Raw genomic sequence first — 17,437 nt, 5'->3', positions numbered from 1 at the left:
ATTAAGAAGATGCGGGAACCAAAAGAGGCAAAAATGCTGAGTGACTTGTATCTCTGGATCAAAGCGGTGCACATTATGGCTGTCATCAGCTGGATGGCGGGGTTGTTTTATCTGCCACGGCTGTTTGTGTACCATGTCGAACGCTCTGACGGGGCAGCGATGGGCGCTGTGTTCCAGACGATGGAAGAAAAGCTGCTGCGCGTGATCATGAATCCCGCCATGATCGTGGCATGGGTCACAGGGCTGATGATGGTGTCTATTCCGGGGCTGATCACTTGGTCCTCCATCTGGCCATGGAGCAAGTTCATCGGGCTGATCGGCATGACATGGTTTCACATGTGGTGCGCCCGCCGCCGCCGTATTTTCACAGAGGGTGGCAATACCCTGACAGGGCGCAATTACCGGATGATGAACGAAGTCCCCACAGTGATGATGGTGCTGATCGTTTTGTCGGTTGTGGTGAAATTCTGAAGCCAGATTGACTCTGGCGCGATTATTCCCTATTGCGGGCCAACGCCTGCCGTCCGGTGGGATGTGTTCCACATGAAACTATGACAAGATTTCCTGCACTTGGTGTGGGCGAGCAGGGTGTTATTATGTCCGATATGGTAATTGAAGACCGTCCAGAAAGCGACGAGACGCTGAATCTGGCAGAATTGAAGGCCAAAAGCCCTGCCGAGCTGTTGGCCATGGCCGAAGAGCTGGAGATTGAAAACGCACCCTCCATGCGCAAGGGCGAGATGATGTTCTCGATCCTGAAAGAACGCGCAGAAGAAGGCTGGACCATCTCTGGCGAAGGCGTGCTGGAAGTGCTGCAAGACGGTTTCGGTTTCCTGCGCGCGCCAGAGGCAAATTACCTGCCCGGCCCCGATGATATTTATGTCTCGCCCGATGTGATCCGCCAGTATTCCTTGCGCACCGGCGACACGATTGAAGGTGTCATTCAGGCCCCTGCTGAAAATGAGCGTTACTTCGCAATCACCAAAGTCACACGCATCAACTTTGACGACCCCGAGCGCGCCCGCCACAAGGTGCATTTCGACAACCTGACGCCGCTATACCCGGACCAGCGCTTGTGGATGGAAACAGACGATCCTGCCACCAAGGACAGGTCCGCGCGGATTATCGACATCGTCTCGCCGCTTGGCAAAGGCCAACGCGCCCTGATCGTGGCCCCGCCGCGCACAGGTAAGACAGTGTTGCTGCAAAACATCGCCCATAGCATCGCCAAAAACCACCCCGAGTGCTACCTGATCGTACTGCTGATTGACGAGCGGCCAGAGGAAGTGACCGACATGCAGCGCTCGGTCAAGGGAGAGGTGATCGCCTCGACCTTTGACGAACCGGCAACGCGGCACGTTGCTGTGGCGGAAATGGTCATTGAAAAGGCAAAACGCCTTGTTGAACACAAGCGCGATGTGGTCATTTTGCTGGATTCGATCACCCGTCTGGGCCGCGCGTTCAACACAGTTGTGCCAAGCTCTGGCAAGGTGCTGACAGGCGGTGTGGATGCAAACGCCCTGCAACGGCCCAAGCGCTTCTTCGGGGCTGCGCGCAACATCGAAGAGGGTGGCTCGCTAAGCATTATCGCCACCGCGCTGATCGATACAGGCTCGCGCATGGATGAAGTGATCTTTGAAGAATTCAAAGGCACCGGCAACAGCGAGATTGTGCTGGACCGCAAGGTGGCCGACAAGCGCGTGTTCCCTGCGATGGACATTCTGAAATCCGGCACGCGGAAAGAAGATTTGCTGATCGAGAAGAACGATTTGCAAAAAACCTTCGTCCTGCGCCGCATTCTGAACCCGATGGGCACGACAGATGCGATCGAATTCCTGATCTCGAAGCTGAAACAGACCAAAACCAACAGCGATTTCTTCGACTCGATGAATTCCTGATATGGACACGATTTTTGCACTGGCCTCGGCCCGTGGGAAATCGGGTGTTGCGGTTATTCGTCTGTCAGGGCCACAGGCGCATTCTGTTCTGGAAAAACTGGCAGGCAAACTGCCCCCGCCGCGCCATACCGCGCTGCGCAAACTGCGCCGCATGGACGGCGCGTTGCTGGACACGGCCTTGGTCGTCCTATTCGACCAGGGCGCCAGCTTTACCGGCGAACAGGTGGCCGAGGTGATGACCCATGGCAGCATCGCAACCATCGCGGCGCTGGAAACCTGTCTGGCGCAAGATCATGGCTTGCGCATGGCGGAACCGGGCGAATTTACCCGCCGCGCGCTGGAAAACGGCGTTCTGGACCTGACACAGGTAGAAGCGCTGAGCGACCTGCTAGAGGCCGAAACCGAAAGCCAGCGCCGGCAGGCCATGCGTGTGCTGGATGGGGCACTGGGCAGGCTGGTTGACGGCTGGCGCGCACATTTGCTGAAAGCTGCGGCCTTGGTCGAGACATCGATAGATTTTGTCGAGGAAGATGTCGGAAACTTCGATGATCTGATTCTGGCAGAACTTCGCAATGTGCAATCGCAACTGGTGGCAGAACTGGCAGGGCAGGCGGCGCGCGAACGGGTGCAAAGCGGGTTCGAGATTGCGCTGGTGGGGTCGGTGAATGCGGGTAAATCCACCTTGCTGAATGCGCTGGCCGGCAGAGATGCCGCGATCACCTCTGACATTGCGGGAACAACGCGCGATGTGATCGAATTGCGCATGGATATTGGCGGCTATGCCGTGACCTTGCTGGATACAGCAGGCCTGCGCGACACGCAGGAAGAGATTGAAAGCATCGGCATTGCACGCGGCCAGAAACGCGCCGCCGCCGCCGATTTTCGCATCATCTTGTGCGACGGGCCTGACAGCCCACCATTGGTGGTTCCAAACCCCGCCGATATTGTGACATTTAGCAAATCTGACATGTATCCTGGCCATAGCGGCGGGCTGTCAGGGGCAACGGGCGCGGGGCTGGATGATCTGTTACAGCAAATTATGCAGCGCCTGTCCGCGATGACAGCGCAAGACGGGCTAAGTGTGCGGCGCAGGCACCAACAGGCAATGACAGGCGCAGCGGCCGCATTGGAAAGCGCGATTGAAAAACTTGAAGATCAGGCGTATATCCCCGAACTGGTAGCCGCAGATATTCGGCAGGCAATGACGGCATTGGATAGTTTGATCGGCAGGATAGATGTAGAAGACCTGCTGGGGGATATCTTTGCCTCTTTCTGTATTGGCAAGTAGGAGTGTTTCACGTGAAACATTATGATGTGATCATTGTTGGCGGCGGGCATGCAGGGGTCGAAGCGGCCTTGGCTGCATCGCGCATGGGTGCAACCACAGCCTTGGTCACTTTCAAGACAGCCGATCTGGGTGTCATGTCCTGCAATCCGGCGATTGGTGGCTTGGGCAAGGGCCATCTTGTCCGCGAGATTGATGCGCTCGACGGGTTAATAGGCCGCGCGGGCGATTATGCTGCGATTCAGTATCGGTTGCTGAACCGCTCCAAAGGGCCAGCGGTGCAAGGCCCGCGTGTGCAGGCCGACCGCAAGCGCTACCGTGAAATCGCCGCGCGCGTGGTGCTTGCCGCGCCCAATCTGGATGTGATCGAGGCTGAAGTGACAGCTCTTTTGCAGCAAGGCGGCACAGTCACCGGCCTGCAAGTCAATGGCGACACAGAAATCCTTGCGCGCGCAGTTGTGCTGACAACCGGCACATTCCTGGGCGGGCGGGTGTTTATCGGCGACAAAAGCTTTCCCGCAGGCCGCATGGGCAATGCCGCATCGAATATTCTGGCAGACCAGTTGCGCGGTCTGGGCTTGCCCATGGGGCGGCTGAAAACCGGCACACCCCCGCGGCTGGATGGAAAAACCATCGACTGGGCGGCGCTGGAACAGCAGCAGGGCGATGAGACCCCCGAATTCCTGTCATTCAGCACGAATCAGCTCACAGCGCGGCAAGTCGCCTGCGCCATAACCCACACGAACGAACAAACGCATGATATTGTGCGCGAAAACCTGTCACGTTCTGCCATGTATGGCGGGCAGATCGAAGGGGTCGGGCCACGGTATTGCCCCTCGATTGAAGATAAGGTGACGCGCTTTGCCGAGAAAACTTCTCATCAGGTGTTTCTGGAACCCGAAGGACTGGACGATGACACTGTCTATCCCAACGGCATTTCAACATCGCTGCCTGCCGAAGTGCAAGACGCCTATGTCCGCAGCATTCGTGGGCTGGAATCTGTGCGCATTTTGCAGCCCGGTTACGCGATCGAATATGACTATCTGGACCCCCGCGCGCTGACATTGTCGCTGCGCCTGAAAGATGTGCAGGGGTTCTATCTGGCAGGGCAGATCAATGGCACCACCGGATATGAAGAAGCCGCAGCGCAAGGTTTGGTCGCCGGTATAAACGCCGCGCGCTTTGCCTTGGGGTTAGAGCAGGTCACGCTTAGCCGTGCGTCGTCCTATATCGGGGTGATGATCGACGACCTGACCCTGCGCGGCGTGTCAGAGCCGTACCGCATGTTCACCTCGCGCGCTGAATATCGCCTGTCATTGCGCGCCGATAATGCTGACCAAAGGTTAACACCTTTGGGCATTTCGCTGGGCCTTGTTTCCGACACGCGCCGCGCGATGTTTGAAGACAAGATCGGCCGGTTGGAACGCGCGAAAGACCAGCTGCGCAGTTTCACTTTTACACCGGGGCAGTTGAACAAGGCGGGGTATAAAGTGTCTGAAGATGGCACGCGCCGCAATGCGCTGACATTGCTGGGGCTGCCGGGGTTTGACTTCACTGTGTTGGAAGCGCTTGCGCCCGCGCTGGAAGGGATCGATGCCGCCAGCAAGTGCCAGATCGAGAAAGAAATGGTGTATGACTCCTATCTGGAACGCCAGCAATCGCAGATCGCGGCGCTACAGGCAGATGAAGACAGGCGTTTTCCCGAAGGGTTTGATTTTACAGGAATAAGCGGGCTTTCTAATGAGTTGGCGGGTAAATTGTCGCGCGTACGGCCCGAAAGCCTGTCGCAGGCCGCGCGGATTGATGGGATGACGCCGGCGGCCCTGGTTCTGCTGCTGTCACGCCTGCAAAGCCGCAAAGATCGCGCCTCGGCATGACGATACAGCCGATTTGTGGTGTGAATGTTTCACGTGAAACACTGGACAGGCTGCATGCTTATGCGGCCCTGCTTCAGAAATGGAACGCGCATATAAACCTTGTTGCAGCATCGACTCTGCCAGATTTCTGGGATCGCCACATCATCGATTCGGCGCAATTATTCACCCACGCCCCCGCCAATGCCCGCCATTGGGTGGATCTCGGGTCTGGCGGTGGTTTGCCTGCGCTGGTCTGCGCAATTCTGGCCAAAGAGCACTTGCCAGAGTGCCAGTTCACACTGGTGGAAAGCGACGCGCGCAAGGCCGCGTTTTTGGTCACCGCAGTGCGTGAATTTGGCCTGAATGCAAAGGTTCTGACCACCCGCGCCGAAACAACACCGCCGCAATCCGCAGATGTCGTCTCGGCCCGCGCATTGGCCCCTTTGCCGCAGTTGCTGGAATGGGTTGGGCGGCATCTTGCTAAAGATGGTGTTGCCCTGCTGCCAAAGGGAAAAAACTACACTGAAGAGCTTGCAGCGGCGCAGAGAGAGTGGCACTTTGATCTGGCCCTGTTTGACAGTCAGACCGACCCGCTGGCGAAACTGCTCATCTTGAAGGATATAACCCGTGTCTGATCTGGCCTCTACCCGTACAATCGCGATTGCGAACCAGAAGGGCGGGGTTGGTAAAACCACGACAGCCATCAACCTTGCTGCCGCCTTGGCAGAGCGGGGCCAAAAAACCCTGCTGGTCGATCTGGACCCACAGGGAAATGCCTCTACAGGGCTTGGGCTGGAAGTGTCGGCCCGGAAGTATACCACTTATGATTTTCTGTTTTCCGATGTCAGCCCGTCCGAAATTGTCATTGAAACACAGCACCCTAATTTGTCCGTCATTCCCGCAACCACCGATCTGTCATCCGCCGATATTGAGTTGATGTCGCGCGCGCGGCGCAGCTACCTGTTGCACGACGCCTTGCGCCACCCCGAGATCAAGGAATCCCACTTCGATTATGTCCTTGTCGATTGTCCGCCCTCGCTGAACCTGTTGACGATCAATGCGATGGTTGCGGCGCAATCGGTGTTGGTGCCCTTGCAGGCAGAGTTTTTTGCCCTTGAAGGGCTGTCGCAACTGATGCTGACAGTGCGGGAATTGCGCGAAACGGCAAATACCGCCCTGCGGATTGAGGGGATTTTGCTGACAATGTTCGACCGCCGCAACAACCTTGCGCAGCAGGTCGAAGCAGATGCACGCGGAAATCTGGGCGAGTTGGTTCTGAAAACCATGATTCCGCGCAATGTCCGCCTGAGTGAAGCGCCGTCTTTCGCCTTGCCGGTGCTGAATTTCGACCCCTCGTCAAAAGGGGCCGTGGCCTATCGAGAGCTTGCAGTCGAACTGCTGCAAAAGCACAATAAACGACTTCCCGAGGGGGCAGCACAATGACAGACCGTAAAAACGAACGTCGCGGGCTGGGGCGGGGCTTGTCTGCGCTGATGGCCGAAGTCTCTGTCGCATCGCCCGAAGCATCTGGCGCAGACCGCCCGCGCGAACAAAGCCTGCCCGTGGAAAAGCTGGTCGCCAATCCGGACCAGCCGCGCCGCCATTTCGATGACACGGCCCTTGCCGAATTGTCCATGTCGATCCGCGAAAAGGGTGTTATTCAGCCGCTGATCGTGCGCCCCAAGGGCGATATGTTCGAAATTGTTGCGGGCGAGCGCCGCTGGCGCGCCGCGCAGCGGGCGCAGGTGCATGAAGTGCCTGTTATCATTCGGGATTTCACCGATACCGAGGTGTTGGAAGTCGGTATAATCGAGAATATCCAGCGCGCCGACCTGAACCCGGTGGAAGAGGCGATGGGCTACCGCGCCCTGATCGACCGCTTTGGCCATACGCAAGAACATCTGTCGCAAGCGATGGGCAAAAGCCGCTCTCACATTGCCAATCTCATGCGTCTGCTGACACTGCCCGCCGAGGTGCAGACCATGCTGCGCGAAGGCAAGCTGACAGCGGGCCATGCCCGCGCGCTGATCACCGCAGAAGACCCCGCCATGCTGGCGCGCAAAGTGGTGTTGGAAGGGCTGTCTGTGCGCCAGACAGAAAGCCTGCTGAAAACCGCACCTGCGCCGAATAAGAAAGCCAAATCAAAATCTTATGGCAAAGATGCCGATACCCGCGCGTTGGAAGCTGACCTGTCCGCAACCTTGGGCATGGCGATTGATCTGGATTATGCGGGCGGGGGCAAAGGCACCCTGACCATCAGTTTCAAGACAATGGAACAGCTTGACCGCCTGTGCGGTATTCTGGGAACCCCCGTCAGGACATAAGCGCACGCAGCAGGCCGTTCAGAACGGGCCTGCCTGTTTGCGTGGCCATGATGCGGGTGCCGTGTCGGGCCAGTAAGCCTTGGTCAACCAAATCTTCAATTTGGGCTTGGGGCAATGCCGCGCCCGCCATGGTGTTGTAGCGCGCCAAATCGGTGCCTTCGGACAAACGCAAGCTCATCATCAGGTATTCCATGGCTTGTTCCTGCGCGGGGATCCCCTCGCGCGGGTGCTCGCCATGGCCTGCCTGTGCGACCTGCTCCAGCCATGTTTGCGGGGTCAGGGGGGTGTGGGTGGCGACCCTGTTGCCGTTTTGCGTCAGCCGCCCATGCGCCCCTGGCCCGATGCCCGCATAATCGCCATAGCGCCAGTAAATCAGGTTATGGCGCGATTGTGCGTCAGGGCGGGCGTGGTTGGACACCTCATAGGCGGGCATTCCGTGTGCGGCGCAAATATCTTGTGTTAACAGGTACATATCTGCCGAAACATCGTCATCTGGCAGCCCTTTCAGCCCGCCTTTCGCATGGCGCGCCCCGAAAGCCGTGCCCGGCTCGACCGTCAGTTGATAGAGTGACAGGTGGTCAACCGCCAGTGCAAGGGCGGCTTGCAACTCTGCCTCCCATGCCTGCAAGCTTTGGAACTGGCGCGCATAGATCAGATCGAAGCTGACGCGGTCGAACTGTGCGCGCGCGATGTCAAACGCCGCTCTTGCCTCTGACACGCTGTGCAACCGCCCCAGGCGGCGCAGATCCTCGTCATTCAGCGCCTGAATCCCCATCGAGATGCGGTTCACCCCCGCATCGGCAAAGCCGCGAAAGCGGGCGGCCTCCACCGATCCGGGGTTTGCTTCCAGCGTGACTTCAAAATCATTGGCGCAGGTCCAGCGGGACTTGATCCGTTCCAGCAGGGCGGCGACAAGGTCTGGCTCCATCAGTGATGGTGTGCCGCCGCCGAAAAACACCGTGTTCAGCAGCCGCCCCTTGGTTTCTTCGGCCACGCGGTCAATCTCGGCCAGATAGGCGCGCGCCCATGCCTGCTGGTCGATCTGCGCGCTGACATGGCTGTTGAAATCGCAATAGGGGCATTTCGACTGGCAAAACGGCCAATGAAGATACAGGCCAAAGCCGCCATTCTGCCAGTCGTCCATCTTTACCCCTTAAAGGCCGTAACCTCGACCTCGATCAGCATTTCGGGCTTTATCAGCCCCGCAATCACGATAGTCGCGGCGGGCCGCACCTCGCCCATGGCCGCGCCCAGTGCCGGTGTGACCTCTTCCATCAGGGCGGCATCGGTCAGCGTGTATTGCACGCGCACGATATCTTCCAGCGTGAAGCCCCCTTCAACCAGCACCTTTTCAATCGTCGCAAAGCAGTTGCGCGCTTGGTCTGCCACGCTTTCGGGCATGGTCATGGTGGCGTAGTCATAGCCTGTTACGCCGGAAACAAAGCACCAGCCGCCTTTGACAATGGCGCGGCTATAGCCAAGGGTCTTTTCAAAGGGTGACCCGGTCGAGATGCGTTTCATGTGAAACATCCTTGCAAAAGCGCCTTGATCGCGGCGCCACGGTGGGAGAGGGCGTTTTTTTCGTCAGTCGTCATTTCCGCAAAGGTGCGGGTCTTGGTGGCGGGTTGGAACATAGGGTCATAGCCATGCCCGTCCAGCCCGCGCAAGGGCCAGACAAGCTGCCCGTTGGCATGGCCTTCAAACACCTCGTCATGCCCGTCTGGCCAAGCCAGAACCAGCGTGCAGCAAAACCGCGCGTGCCACGGTTGGGGGGCTTGAGCCGCAATCAGTTTGGCGTGGGTTTTCTCCATCGCCATTTTGAAATCGCGCCCTTGCGGGGTTTCCGCCCAGTCGGCGGTATAGACACCGGGCGCGCCGCCAAGGGCTGCAACCTCCAGCCCGGAATCATCGGCCAGTGCAGGCAAGCCGGTCGCCTTGGCCGCCGCATGTGCCTTGATGCGCGCATTGCCGATAAAGGTGGTTTCCGTCTCGGCAGGTTCTGGCAGCCCATGTTCGGCGGCAGAGGTGACCGTGATCCCCTTGGGGGTCATGATCTGCTGGAATTCTTCCAGCTTGCCCGCGTTATGCGTGGCAACCAGCAGGGTCTTGCCGTCAAAGCGCCTCATGCAACTGCTGCTTTCTGCGCTGCGACCAGTTCGCCCACGCCTTTTTCGGCAAGGTTCAGAAGCTGGTCCATTTCCATGCGCGAGAAGGTGGCGCCTTCCGCGCTCATCTGCACCTCGACCAACCGGCCAGAGCCAAGCAGGATGAAATTGCCATCCACCCCTGCGGTGCTGTCTTCGGCATAGTCCAGATCCAGCACAGGCTGGCCCGCATAGATGCCGCAAGACACCGCCGCCAGATGGTCTGTAATCGGGTCTGACACCACATCGCCTGCTTTCAGCAGCTTGTTCACCGCCAGACGCAGCGCCACCCAACCGCCTGTAATCGCGGCGCAGCGCGTGCCGCCATCGGCCTGAATCACATCGCAGTCAATCGTGATCTGGCGTTCCCCAAGGGCCGAGCGGTCCACACAGGCCCGCAGCGCGCGCCCGATCAGGCGCTGAATCTCGACTGTGCGCCCCTGTTGTTTGCCCGACGCCGCCTCGCGCCGCATGCGCGTGTTGGTGGACCGTGGCAGCATGCCATATTCGGCCGTGACCCAGCCCAGCCCTGTATTGCGCAAGAATGGGGGTGTGCGATCTTCGAGAGAGGCTGTACACAGAACCTTGGTGTCACCCATCGAGATCATGCAAGACCCTTCGGCATGCTTTGTCACATGGGGTTCGATTGAAATTGTGCGGATCGTGTCTAAATCTCTACCTGACGGGCGCATGAATTCATCCTTGTTTGGGTTCTTTGCATCGTTACAGGGCCGGACAGGGCGGATGCAAGCCTGATTGCCCTTGAAATTGGTGACGTTTTCAAGTGCATTTGACACAGGCGCATGCCCCCGCCGTTGGAGTTTTGAATGCGGACCACACCTGATGCACAGCATCTGCTGGAGGAAATGAACACCCGCTCGCGCGAGGTGTTTCGCCGCGTGGTCGAAGGCTATCTGCATTCCGGTCATCCTGTCGGGTCACGCACCCTGACCCGCGACATGAGCGAGAAGGTTTCAGCCGCCACCATTCGCAATGTTATGCAAGATCTGGAATATTTGGGCCTGCTGGACAGCCCGCATATTTCTGCCGGTCGGATTCCCACCAATCTGGGTTTGCGGTTATTTGTGGATTCGCTGCTGGAAGTCTCGCCGCTTGACCAGCATGACCGCGAGAAGCTGGACTCGACCCTTGGCAGCAATGAACGCGATGTTGCGGGCTTGCTGGAACAGGTGGGCGGTGCCCTTAGCGGGATCACGCAAGGGGCCTCGCTTGTGCTGTCACCCAAGCATGAAGCCGCGATCCGGCATATCGAATTTGTCTCGCTTGGGCCGGACCGTGCCTTGGTGGTGCTGGTCTTTGCAGATGGGCATGTTGAAAACCGCCTGTTCACCCCGCCCAAGGGCATGACCCCGTCTGCCATGCGCGAGGCTGCGAATTATCTGAATTCGATGATAGATGGCGCAACGGTTTCGTCCTTGCTGGAACGGTTCCGTTCCGAGATTGCCCGCAACCGGCGCGAGATTGACGCGCTGGCCGCCACTTTGGTTGAACAGGGGCTGGCCGTGTGGGAAAGCGAGGGCGAGCTGCAAGAGCGGTTGATTGTGCGGGGCCGCGCGAATTTGCTTGACGAAGGCGCGCCCGCTGAAGATATCGAGCGCATCCGAACCCTGTTTGACGATCTGGAGCGAAAGCGCGACATCACGGAATTTCTGGAACTGACAGAACAGGGCGAGGGGGTTCGCATCTTTATCGGGGCCGAGAACCGTCTTTTTTCGCTGACGGGTTCAACTTTGGTTGTTTCCCCTTATATGAACGCAGAACGCAAGATCATCGGTGCGGTTGGTGTGATTGGCCCGACACGGTTGAATTACGGGCGCATCGTGCCGATTGTGGATTATACCGCGCAGCTTGTTGGCCGGATGCTGACAAACCGGCGCACAGAGTAACGAAGGAAAAGGCAAGATGATGGCCGACGCAAAGCCAAGCCCCGAAGACGACCCCCTTATGCATGAGGATGACGCAAGCCTTGATGCCCCAGAGGCGGAAGAGGCGCAGCAAGACCCTGTCAGCGCGCTGGAGGCCGAGATCGACATGCTGATCGCGCAGCGCGATGAGATGCGCGACCGCATGATCCGCGCGCTGGCCGATGCTGAAAACAGCCGCAAACGCGCCGAGAAAGACCGCCGCGATGCGCAGCTTTATGGCGGCTCGAAAATCGCGCGCGATATGCTGCCGGTCTATGACAACCTGACCCGCGCATTGAATGCCGCGACCGAGGAAACCCGCGCTGCCGCTGCCGGTCTGGTCGAAGGGGTCGAGCTGACCTTGCGCGAGCTGACGAATATTCTGACCAAGCACGGTGTTCAGCGCATCAGCCCCGAAGTGGGCGAGATGTTTGACCCGCATTCGCATCAGGCCATGTTTGAAGCGCCAGTGCCGGATTTCAAGGCGGGGCAGATCATTCAGGTCATGGCCGAAGGGTTCATGCTGCATGACCAGCTTTTGCGCCCTGCGCATGTGGGCGTGTCATCTACGCCTGCAAACTAGGCGCGGCGGACAGTGTTATGAGACAGGGAAGGGGGGCGCGTGGCCCCTCTTTTTTGTTGTGTGTGTCAGAGAGCAGCCCCAAGCGCGGAATCAAGGGCCGCAGGCCCGCCGCGCATCGCCGGGCCGCACCCACGGCACGGCGATTTGGCTTGGCACTGCGCAAAGCCTTGATCTTACGCGGATTTGGCCAGCATAAAGCGCTGTAGCAGGGCGTGAGGATCGCCGCACCGCGGCCCGACGCTGCGCGGCTTGGGGCAACGCTTCAATGGTCCCCATATCGCCATCGGGGGGCATCAGTCTGGCAGCACCGCTAGGGTTTGGCCAGCGCGCGCAATTCATACATCAGATCAAGCGCCTCTCTCGGGGTCAATTCATCCGGGTTGATCTGCGCCAGCTTTTCCATTGCGGGCGAGGTGGGCGGTTTTTGCGGCGCGGGCGCGCGCGCGGCAGAGAAGAGCGGCAGATCGTCGATCAGCGCTTTGGGTTTGGTGCCTGCCTCGCCCTGTTCCAGCGCGCTGAGAACCTCGCGCGCGCGTGCAATAACCCTGTCGGGCAGCCCTGCCAGCCGCGCGACCTGCACCCCATAGCTGCGATCTGCCGCGCCGCGTTTCACCTCGTGCAGGAAGATCACCTCGCCTTCCCATTCCTTGACAGTGACAGTGGCGTTTTCCACGCCGTCCAGCCGGCCTGCCAGCGCGCTCATTTCATGGTAATGGGTGGCAAACAGGGCGCGGGCGCGGTTCACGTCGTGCAAATGCTCTAGCGTGGCCCATGCAATCGACAGCCCGTCATAGGTGGCCGTGCCGCGCCCGATCTCATCAAGGATCACCAGCGCGCGGTCATCGGCCTGATTGAGGATGGCGGCGGTTTCGACCATTTCCACCATGAAGGTGGACCGCCCGCGCGCCAGATCATCACTGGCGCCCACGCGGCTGAACACCTGACTGACCAGCCCGATCTGCGCCGATGTCGCAGGCACCCATGCGCCCATCTGCGCCAGAATGGCAATCACGGCATTCTGCCGCAGAAAGGTGGATTTGCCCGCCATGTTCGGGCCTGTCAGCAGCCAGATGGCGGCGGTCTTCTCGGCGCTCAGGTCGCAGTCATTGGCAATAAAGGGCTGGCCCGAGCGTTCTAGTGCGGCTTCCACAACAGGGTGCCGCCCGCCGGTGATCTGGAAGATGCGCGATTGGTCCAGCTTTGGCGCGCACCAGCCAGCCGATTGCGCGATATCTGCCAAGCCTGCGGCAAGGTCGATCTCGGCCAAGGCGCGCGCGGTTTGGGCAAGGGCGGGCGCGCGCGCCAGAATGGCATCGCGCAACGCGGCAAACAGGCGCTTTTCAATCTCCAATGCGCGCGCGCCGGCATTCAGGATGCGGGTTTCCATTTCCGACAGGGCCACAGTGGTAAAGCGCACCTGATTGGCGGTGGTCTGGCGGTGGATGTAGCGCGATGACAGCGGTTCTGACAGCATCCGCTCGGCATGGGTGGCGGTGACTTCGATGAAATAACCCAGCACATTGTTGTGCTTGATTTTCAGCGAGGGGATGCCGGTGTCGCTTGCATAATCGGCCTGCATTGCGGCAATGACGCTGCGGCCTTCGTCGCGCAGTTGGCGCGCCTCGTCCAGATCGGGGTCATGGCCGGGCGCGATAAAGCCGCCATCGCGCGCCAGCAAGGGGGGCGCGGCGATGAGGGCGGCATCCAGCAAATCCAGCAGGGCGTCATGGCCTTGCAGGGCTGTGGCGGCATCTGCCAGCAGGGGTGGGGCGTCTTGCTGGGCCAGCAGGGCTGCGATTTCTTCGGCCTGTGCAATGGCGTTGCGGATCGCGCCCAGATCGCGCGGGCCTGCGCGGTCCAGTGACAGGCGCGAGAGCGCGCGGTCCAGATCGGGTACCTCCTTCAGGGCGGCGCGCAGATCGCCGCGCAGGCGGGCGGTGCCATGCAGAAAGGTGACGGCCTGTTGCCGTTCCATGATCGTATCCAGCCTGCGCGAGGGCGAGGCAAGGCGGCGTTCCAAAAGCCGCGCGCCTGCGGCTGTCACTGTGCGGTCAATCGCATGCAGCAGCGCACCCTCGCGGGTGCCCGACAGCGATTGCGTCAGTTCCAGATTGCGCCGTGTGGAGGCATCGATCTGGACCAACTCTTCTGCCGTGTCGCGGGCGGGGGGTTGCAGCAAGGGCAGTTTGCCGCGCTGGGTCAGGTCCAGATAATCGACCAGCGCGCCCAAGGCCGCGCGCTCGGCCCGTGTGAACTGCCCGAACCCGTCGAGGGATTGCACCTTGTAAAGCGCGCAAAGCCGCGCATCCGCGGCCTGACTGTCGAAGCTGGCAGGGGCAAGGCCGGTGAGGGCTGCGCCCATATCCTCGGCAATGGGGCGGATGCCTTCGGCGCGGGCATCGCTGACCAGCAATTCGCGCGGGGCCAAGCGGGCCAGTTCCGGCCCAAGGCGGGTGCGGGTGCAGGGCATGACGCGCACCTGCCCTGTGGAAATATCGGCCCAAGCCAGCGCGCCTTCGTCGCGCAATTCGGCAAAAGCGGCAAGAAAGTTGTGGCGGCGCGCATCAAGAAGCGAGTCTTCGGTCAGCGTGCCGGGGGTAACAAGGCGCACCACATCGCGGTTGACCACCGATTTATGCCCGCGTTTCTTGGCCTGTTCGGGGGTTTCCATCTGCTCGGCGATGGCGACGCGAAAGCCCTTGCGGATGAGTGTCAGCAAATACCCTTCGGCGGCATGGTGGGGCACGCCGCACATGGCGATGTCTTCATCCAGATGCTTGCCGCGTTTGGTCAGCGCAATGTCGAGGGCCGCAGAGGCGGCCACGGCATCGTCAAAGAACAGTTCGTAGAAATCGCCCATGCGGTAGAACAGCAGCGCATCCGGGTGTTGCGCTTTGACCTGAAGATACTGGGCCATCATGGGGGTGACAGTGTTCACCGCGTGTGTCCTTTGGCTTGGGCTTTGAGCTGATAGGTAACGAATGGGACGGGCGGGGGAAAGGGGGCGCTCGCGCCCCCTCTTTCGGCTTCGCCTCAATTCACCCCCTGAGAGTATTTAAAGCAAGAAAATGGGGCGGGCGTTAGCGATAACAGGCGCTGCGCTTTGTTGTGGAGCGGGGCAGGAGCCGATATGACACCGCCAATCAGGAGGAGGCCTGCCCATGTCGCGCAACAAATTTACCACTGAAGAGGCGCTTGCCTATCATTTTCTGCCAACACCCGGCAAATATGCGATTTCCGCCTCGAAGCCGATGGCGACGCAGGCGGATCTGTCGCTGGCCTATAGCCCCGGAGTGGCGGTGCCGGTGCAGGCCATCGCAGATGACCCGCAGGCCGCCTATGACTACACCACCAAGGGCAATATGGTGGCTGTGGTGTCGAATGGCACGGCCATTCTGGGCATGGGCAATCTGGGGGCGCTGGCCTCGAAGCCGGTGATGGAAGGCAAGGCGGTGCTGTTCAAGCGGTTTGCCGATGTGAACGCGATTGATATTTTGCTGGATACCGAAGACCCTGACGAGATTATTCAGGCCGTCAAGCTGATGGGGCCGACCTTTGGCGGGATCAATCTGGAAGATATCAAGGCGCCCGAGTGTTTCATTATTGAAAGCCGGTTGAAAGAGATCATGGATATTCCGGTATTCCATGACGACCAGCACGGCACAGCGGTGATTTGCGCGGCAGGGCTGATCAATGCGCTGGAATTGTCAGGCAAGCGGATCGAGGATTGCAAGATCGTTCTGAACGGGGCGGGGGCGGCGGGCATTGCCTGTCTGGAGCTGATCAAGTCGATGGGCGCGCTGCAAGACAATTGCATCATGTGCGACACCAAGGGCGTGATCTATCAGGGCCGGACCGAAGGCATGAACCAGTGGAAATCTGCCCATGCCGCGCGCACGGATGCGCGCACGCTGGAACAGGCGATGGTGGGCGCGGATGTGTTTCTTGGTGTGTCGGCGAAAGGCGCTGTCACGCCTGCGATGGTTGCCAGCATGGGCGATAATCCGGTGATCTTTGCCATGGCGAACCCCGACCCCGAGATCACACCAGAGGAAGCGCAATCGGTGCGCGCCGATGCGATTGTGGCCACGGGGCGCAGTGATTACCCCAATCAGGTGAACAATGTTCTGGGCTTTCCCTATCTGTTTCGGGGGGCGCTGGATATTAACGCGCGCGCGATCAATGACGAGATGAAGATCGCCTGTGCGCGGGCCCTGGCCGAACTGGCGCGCGAGGATGTGCCCGATGAGGTGGCCATGGCCTATGGGCGCAAGCTGACCTTCGGGCGCGACTATATTATTCCGACACCGTTTGACCCGCGTCTGATCCATACCATTCCGCCTGCGGTCGCCAAGGCGGGCATGGACACAGGCGTTGCGCGCCGCCCCATTCTGGACATGGAAGGCTACACTCAGGCGCTGAAGGCGCGGATGGACCCGACGGCCAGCATTTTGCAATCGATCCATGCGCGGGCCAAACAGAAGCAATCGCGCATGATCTTTGCCGAGGGTGATGACGAGCGGGTTTTGCGCGCGGCGGTCAGCTACCAGCGCGGCGGCTACGGGCAAGCGCTGGTTGTCGGGCGCGAAGAGGATGTGCGCGCCAAGCTGGAGGCGGCAGGGCTGGGCGATGCGGTGCGCGAATTGTCAGTGGTGAATGCCAGCAATACCCGCCATCTGGAGACATATAAGGCATTTCTCTATGAGCGGTTGCAGCGTCAGGGCCATGACATGAAGGATGTGCACCGTCTGGCGGCGCGCAACCGGCATGTGTTTGCGGCGCTGATGCTGGCGCATGGGCATGGGGATGCGCTGGTCACCGGGGCCACGCGCAAATCGGCGCATGTGCTGGGGCTGATTAACCATGTGTTCGATGCGCGCGCCAAGGACGGGGTGGCCGGTGTGACCGCGCTGTTGCATAACGGGCGGATCGTGCTGATTGCCGATACGCTGGTGCATGAATGGCCCAGCGATACCGACCTTGCCGATATTGCCACGCGTGCGGCATCGGTCGCGCGGCATCTGGGGCTGGAGCCGCGCGTGGCTTTTGTCAGCTTCTCGACCTTTGGTTATCCGGTGTCCGAGCGTGCCGAGAAGATGCATCTTGCCCCCGATATTCTGGACGCGCGCGGGGTGGATTTTGAATATGAGGGCGAGATGACCGTGGATGTGGCATTGAACCCTGCGGCGGCGGCGCATTACCCGTTCTCGCGCCTGACAGGGCCTGCGAATATTCTGGTTGTGCCCGCGCGGCATTCGGCGTCCATTTCGGTGAAGCTGATGCAGGAAATGGCGGGGGCCACGGTGATCGGGCCAATTCTGGCCGGTGTGCCGCAGCCTATCCAGATCTGCTCGACAGGGTCTACTGTGAATGACATTGTCAATATGGCGGTTATGGCCGCCTGCGAGATTGTCTGAAAGGG

The 17,437-nt window shown here is 59.9% G+C and carries 15 protein-coding genes; 10 read left to right on the top strand and 5 right to left on the bottom strand.

Annotated elements, in window-relative coordinates:
* Positions 1-33 precede the first annotated feature (33 nt).
* From hemJ to BG455_RS01000, 7 genes are all read left to right on the top strand, one after another.
* Positions 34-471 (top strand): protoporphyrinogen oxidase HemJ, encoded by a 438-nt coding sequence (gene hemJ / locus BG455_RS01030; RefSeq protein WP_071468085.1) that lies wholly within the window; start codon positions 34-36, stop codon positions 469-471.
* A gap of 134 nt (positions 472-605) precedes the next feature.
* Positions 606-1,898 (top strand): transcription termination factor Rho, encoded by a 1,293-nt coding sequence (gene rho, locus BG455_RS01025; RefSeq protein WP_071468204.1) that lies wholly within the window; start codon positions 606-608, stop codon positions 1,896-1,898.
* Between the two features lies 1 nt (position 1,899).
* Positions 1,900-3,186 (top strand): tRNA uridine-5-carboxymethylaminomethyl(34) synthesis GTPase MnmE, encoded by a 1,287-nt coding sequence (mnmE, locus tag BG455_RS01020; RefSeq protein ID WP_071468084.1) that lies wholly within the window; start codon positions 1,900-1,902, stop codon positions 3,184-3,186.
* A gap of 2 nt (positions 3,187-3,188) precedes the next feature.
* The gene (gene mnmG / locus BG455_RS01015) at positions 3,189-5,060 is read left to right on the top strand and encodes a tRNA uridine-5-carboxymethylaminomethyl(34) synthesis enzyme MnmG (RefSeq protein WP_071468083.1); all 1,872 of its coding nucleotides are present in this window, start codon (positions 3,189-3,191) and stop codon (positions 5,058-5,060) included.
* Positions 5,057-5,674 carry a 16S rRNA (guanine(527)-N(7))-methyltransferase RsmG gene (gene rsmG / locus BG455_RS01010; RefSeq protein WP_071468082.1) on the top strand — a complete coding sequence of 206 codons (618 nt, stop codon included), beginning with the start codon at positions 5,057-5,059 and terminating at the stop codon, positions 5,672-5,674. Before mnmG ends, rsmG begins: the two co-directional genes overlap by 4 nt.
* Entirely contained in the window at positions 5,667-6,482 is an 816-nt protein-coding gene (locus BG455_RS01005) for a ParA family protein (protein ID WP_071468081.1), read from the top strand. The genes rsmG and BG455_RS01005 overlap by 8 nt, the downstream gene beginning before the upstream one ends.
* Positions 6,479-7,363, top strand: coding sequence for a ParB/RepB/Spo0J family partition protein (locus BG455_RS01000; RefSeq protein WP_071468080.1), 885 nt, complete (start codon positions 6,479-6,481; stop codon positions 7,361-7,363). The genes BG455_RS01005 and BG455_RS01000 overlap by 4 nt, the downstream gene beginning before the upstream one ends.
* On the opposite strand, the gene hemW is transcribed toward BG455_RS01000, so the two are convergent.
* From hemW to rph, 4 genes are read right to left on the bottom strand one after another with little or no spacing between them, the layout of a single operon-like run.
* A complete protein-coding gene (gene hemW / locus BG455_RS00995; RefSeq protein WP_071468079.1) occupies positions 7,353-8,507 on the bottom strand; it encodes a radical SAM family heme chaperone HemW in 1,155 nt (384 codons plus the stop codon). The two genes, BG455_RS01000 and hemW, sit on opposite strands and share 11 nt — an antisense overlap.
* Before the next feature lie 2 nt (positions 8,508-8,509).
* Positions 8,510-8,884, bottom strand: coding sequence for a RidA family protein (locus BG455_RS00990; RefSeq protein ID WP_071468078.1), 375 nt, complete (start codon positions 8,882-8,884; stop codon positions 8,510-8,512).
* On the bottom strand, positions 8,881-9,489 hold the full coding sequence (rdgB, locus tag BG455_RS00985; RefSeq protein ID WP_071468077.1) for an RdgB/HAM1 family non-canonical purine NTP pyrophosphatase: 609 nt from the start codon (positions 9,487-9,489) through the stop codon (positions 8,881-8,883). Before rdgB ends, BG455_RS00990 begins: the two co-directional genes overlap by 4 nt.
* Positions 9,486-10,199 (bottom strand): ribonuclease PH, encoded by a 714-nt coding sequence (gene rph, locus BG455_RS00980; protein WP_071468203.1) that lies wholly within the window; start codon positions 10,197-10,199, stop codon positions 9,486-9,488. The genes rdgB and rph overlap by 4 nt, the downstream gene beginning before the upstream one ends.
* Positions 10,200-10,334: 135 nt before the next feature.
* Between rph and hrcA the strand changes: the two genes are divergently transcribed.
* Together hrcA and BG455_RS00970 are read left to right on the top strand one after the other, a co-directional pair.
* Entirely contained in the window at positions 10,335-11,414 is a 1,080-nt protein-coding gene (gene hrcA, locus BG455_RS00975; protein ID WP_071468076.1) for a heat-inducible transcriptional repressor HrcA, read from the top strand.
* 19 nt (positions 11,415-11,433) lie between these two features.
* A complete protein-coding gene (locus tag BG455_RS00970) occupies positions 11,434-12,015 on the top strand; it encodes a nucleotide exchange factor GrpE (RefSeq protein WP_071468075.1) in 582 nt (193 codons plus the stop codon).
* 310 nt (positions 12,016-12,325) lie between these two features.
* Here BG455_RS00970 and mutS read toward each other — a convergent pair whose 3' ends face one another.
* Entirely contained in the window at positions 12,326-14,935 is a 2,610-nt protein-coding gene (gene mutS, locus BG455_RS00965) for a DNA mismatch repair protein MutS (RefSeq protein WP_071468074.1), read from the bottom strand.
* Between the two features lie 241 nt (positions 14,936-15,176).
* On the opposite strand from mutS, the gene BG455_RS00960 reads away from it, so the two are divergent.
* Positions 15,177-17,432 (top strand): NADP-dependent malic enzyme, encoded by a 2,256-nt coding sequence (locus BG455_RS00960; RefSeq protein WP_071468073.1) that lies wholly within the window; start codon positions 15,177-15,179, stop codon positions 17,430-17,432.
* The last annotated feature ends 5 nt before the right edge of the window (positions 17,433-17,437 follow it).

Origin of the sequence: Roseinatronobacter thiooxidans (assembly GCF_001870675.1) — a bacterium.
In the GTDB taxonomy this organism is placed as follows: domain Bacteria; phylum Pseudomonadota; class Alphaproteobacteria; order Rhodobacterales; family Rhodobacteraceae; genus Roseinatronobacter; species Roseinatronobacter thiooxidans.
Note: the sequence above shows the minus strand (reverse complement) of the source record. Positions and strands in the feature narration are given on the sequence as shown.

Bases quoted from the DNA above. Each gene is read 5' to 3' on its own strand.
- hemJ (WP_071468085.1), top strand. From the start codon at position 34: ATGCTGAGTGACTTGTATCTCTGGATCAAAGCGGTGCACATTATGGCT.
- rho (WP_071468204.1), top strand. From the start codon at position 606: ATGGTAATTGAAGACCGTCCAGAAAGCGACGAGACGCTGAATCTGGCA.
- mnmE (WP_071468084.1), top strand. From the start codon at position 1,900: ATGGACACGATTTTTGCACTGGCCTCGGCCCGTGGGAAATCGGGTGTT.
- rsmG (WP_071468082.1), top strand. From the start codon at position 5,057: ATGACGATACAGCCGATTTGTGGTGTGAATGTTTCACGTGAAACACTG.
- BG455_RS01000 (WP_071468080.1), top strand. From the start codon at position 6,479: ATGACAGACCGTAAAAACGAACGTCGCGGGCTGGGGCGGGGCTTGTCT.
- hemW (WP_071468079.1), bottom strand. From the start codon at position 8,507: ATGGACGACTGGCAGAATGGCGGCTTTGGCCTGTATCTTCATTGGCCG.
- BG455_RS00990 (WP_071468078.1), bottom strand. From the start codon at position 8,884: ATGAAACGCATCTCGACCGGGTCACCCTTTGAAAAGACCCTTGGCTAT.
- rdgB (WP_071468077.1), bottom strand. From the start codon at position 9,489: ATGAGGCGCTTTGACGGCAAGACCCTGCTGGTTGCCACGCATAACGCG.
- rph (WP_071468203.1), bottom strand. From the start codon at position 10,199: ATGCGCCCGTCAGGTAGAGATTTAGACACGATCCGCACAATTTCAATC.
- hrcA (WP_071468076.1), top strand. From the start codon at position 10,335: ATGCGGACCACACCTGATGCACAGCATCTGCTGGAGGAAATGAACACC.
- BG455_RS00970 (WP_071468075.1), top strand. From the start codon at position 11,434: ATGGCCGACGCAAAGCCAAGCCCCGAAGACGACCCCCTTATGCATGAG.
- mutS (WP_071468074.1), bottom strand. From the start codon at position 14,935: ATGATGGCCCAGTATCTTCAGGTCAAAGCGCAACACCCGGATGCGCTG.
- BG455_RS00960 (WP_071468073.1), top strand. From the start codon at position 15,177: ATGTCGCGCAACAAATTTACCACTGAAGAGGCGCTTGCCTATCATTTT.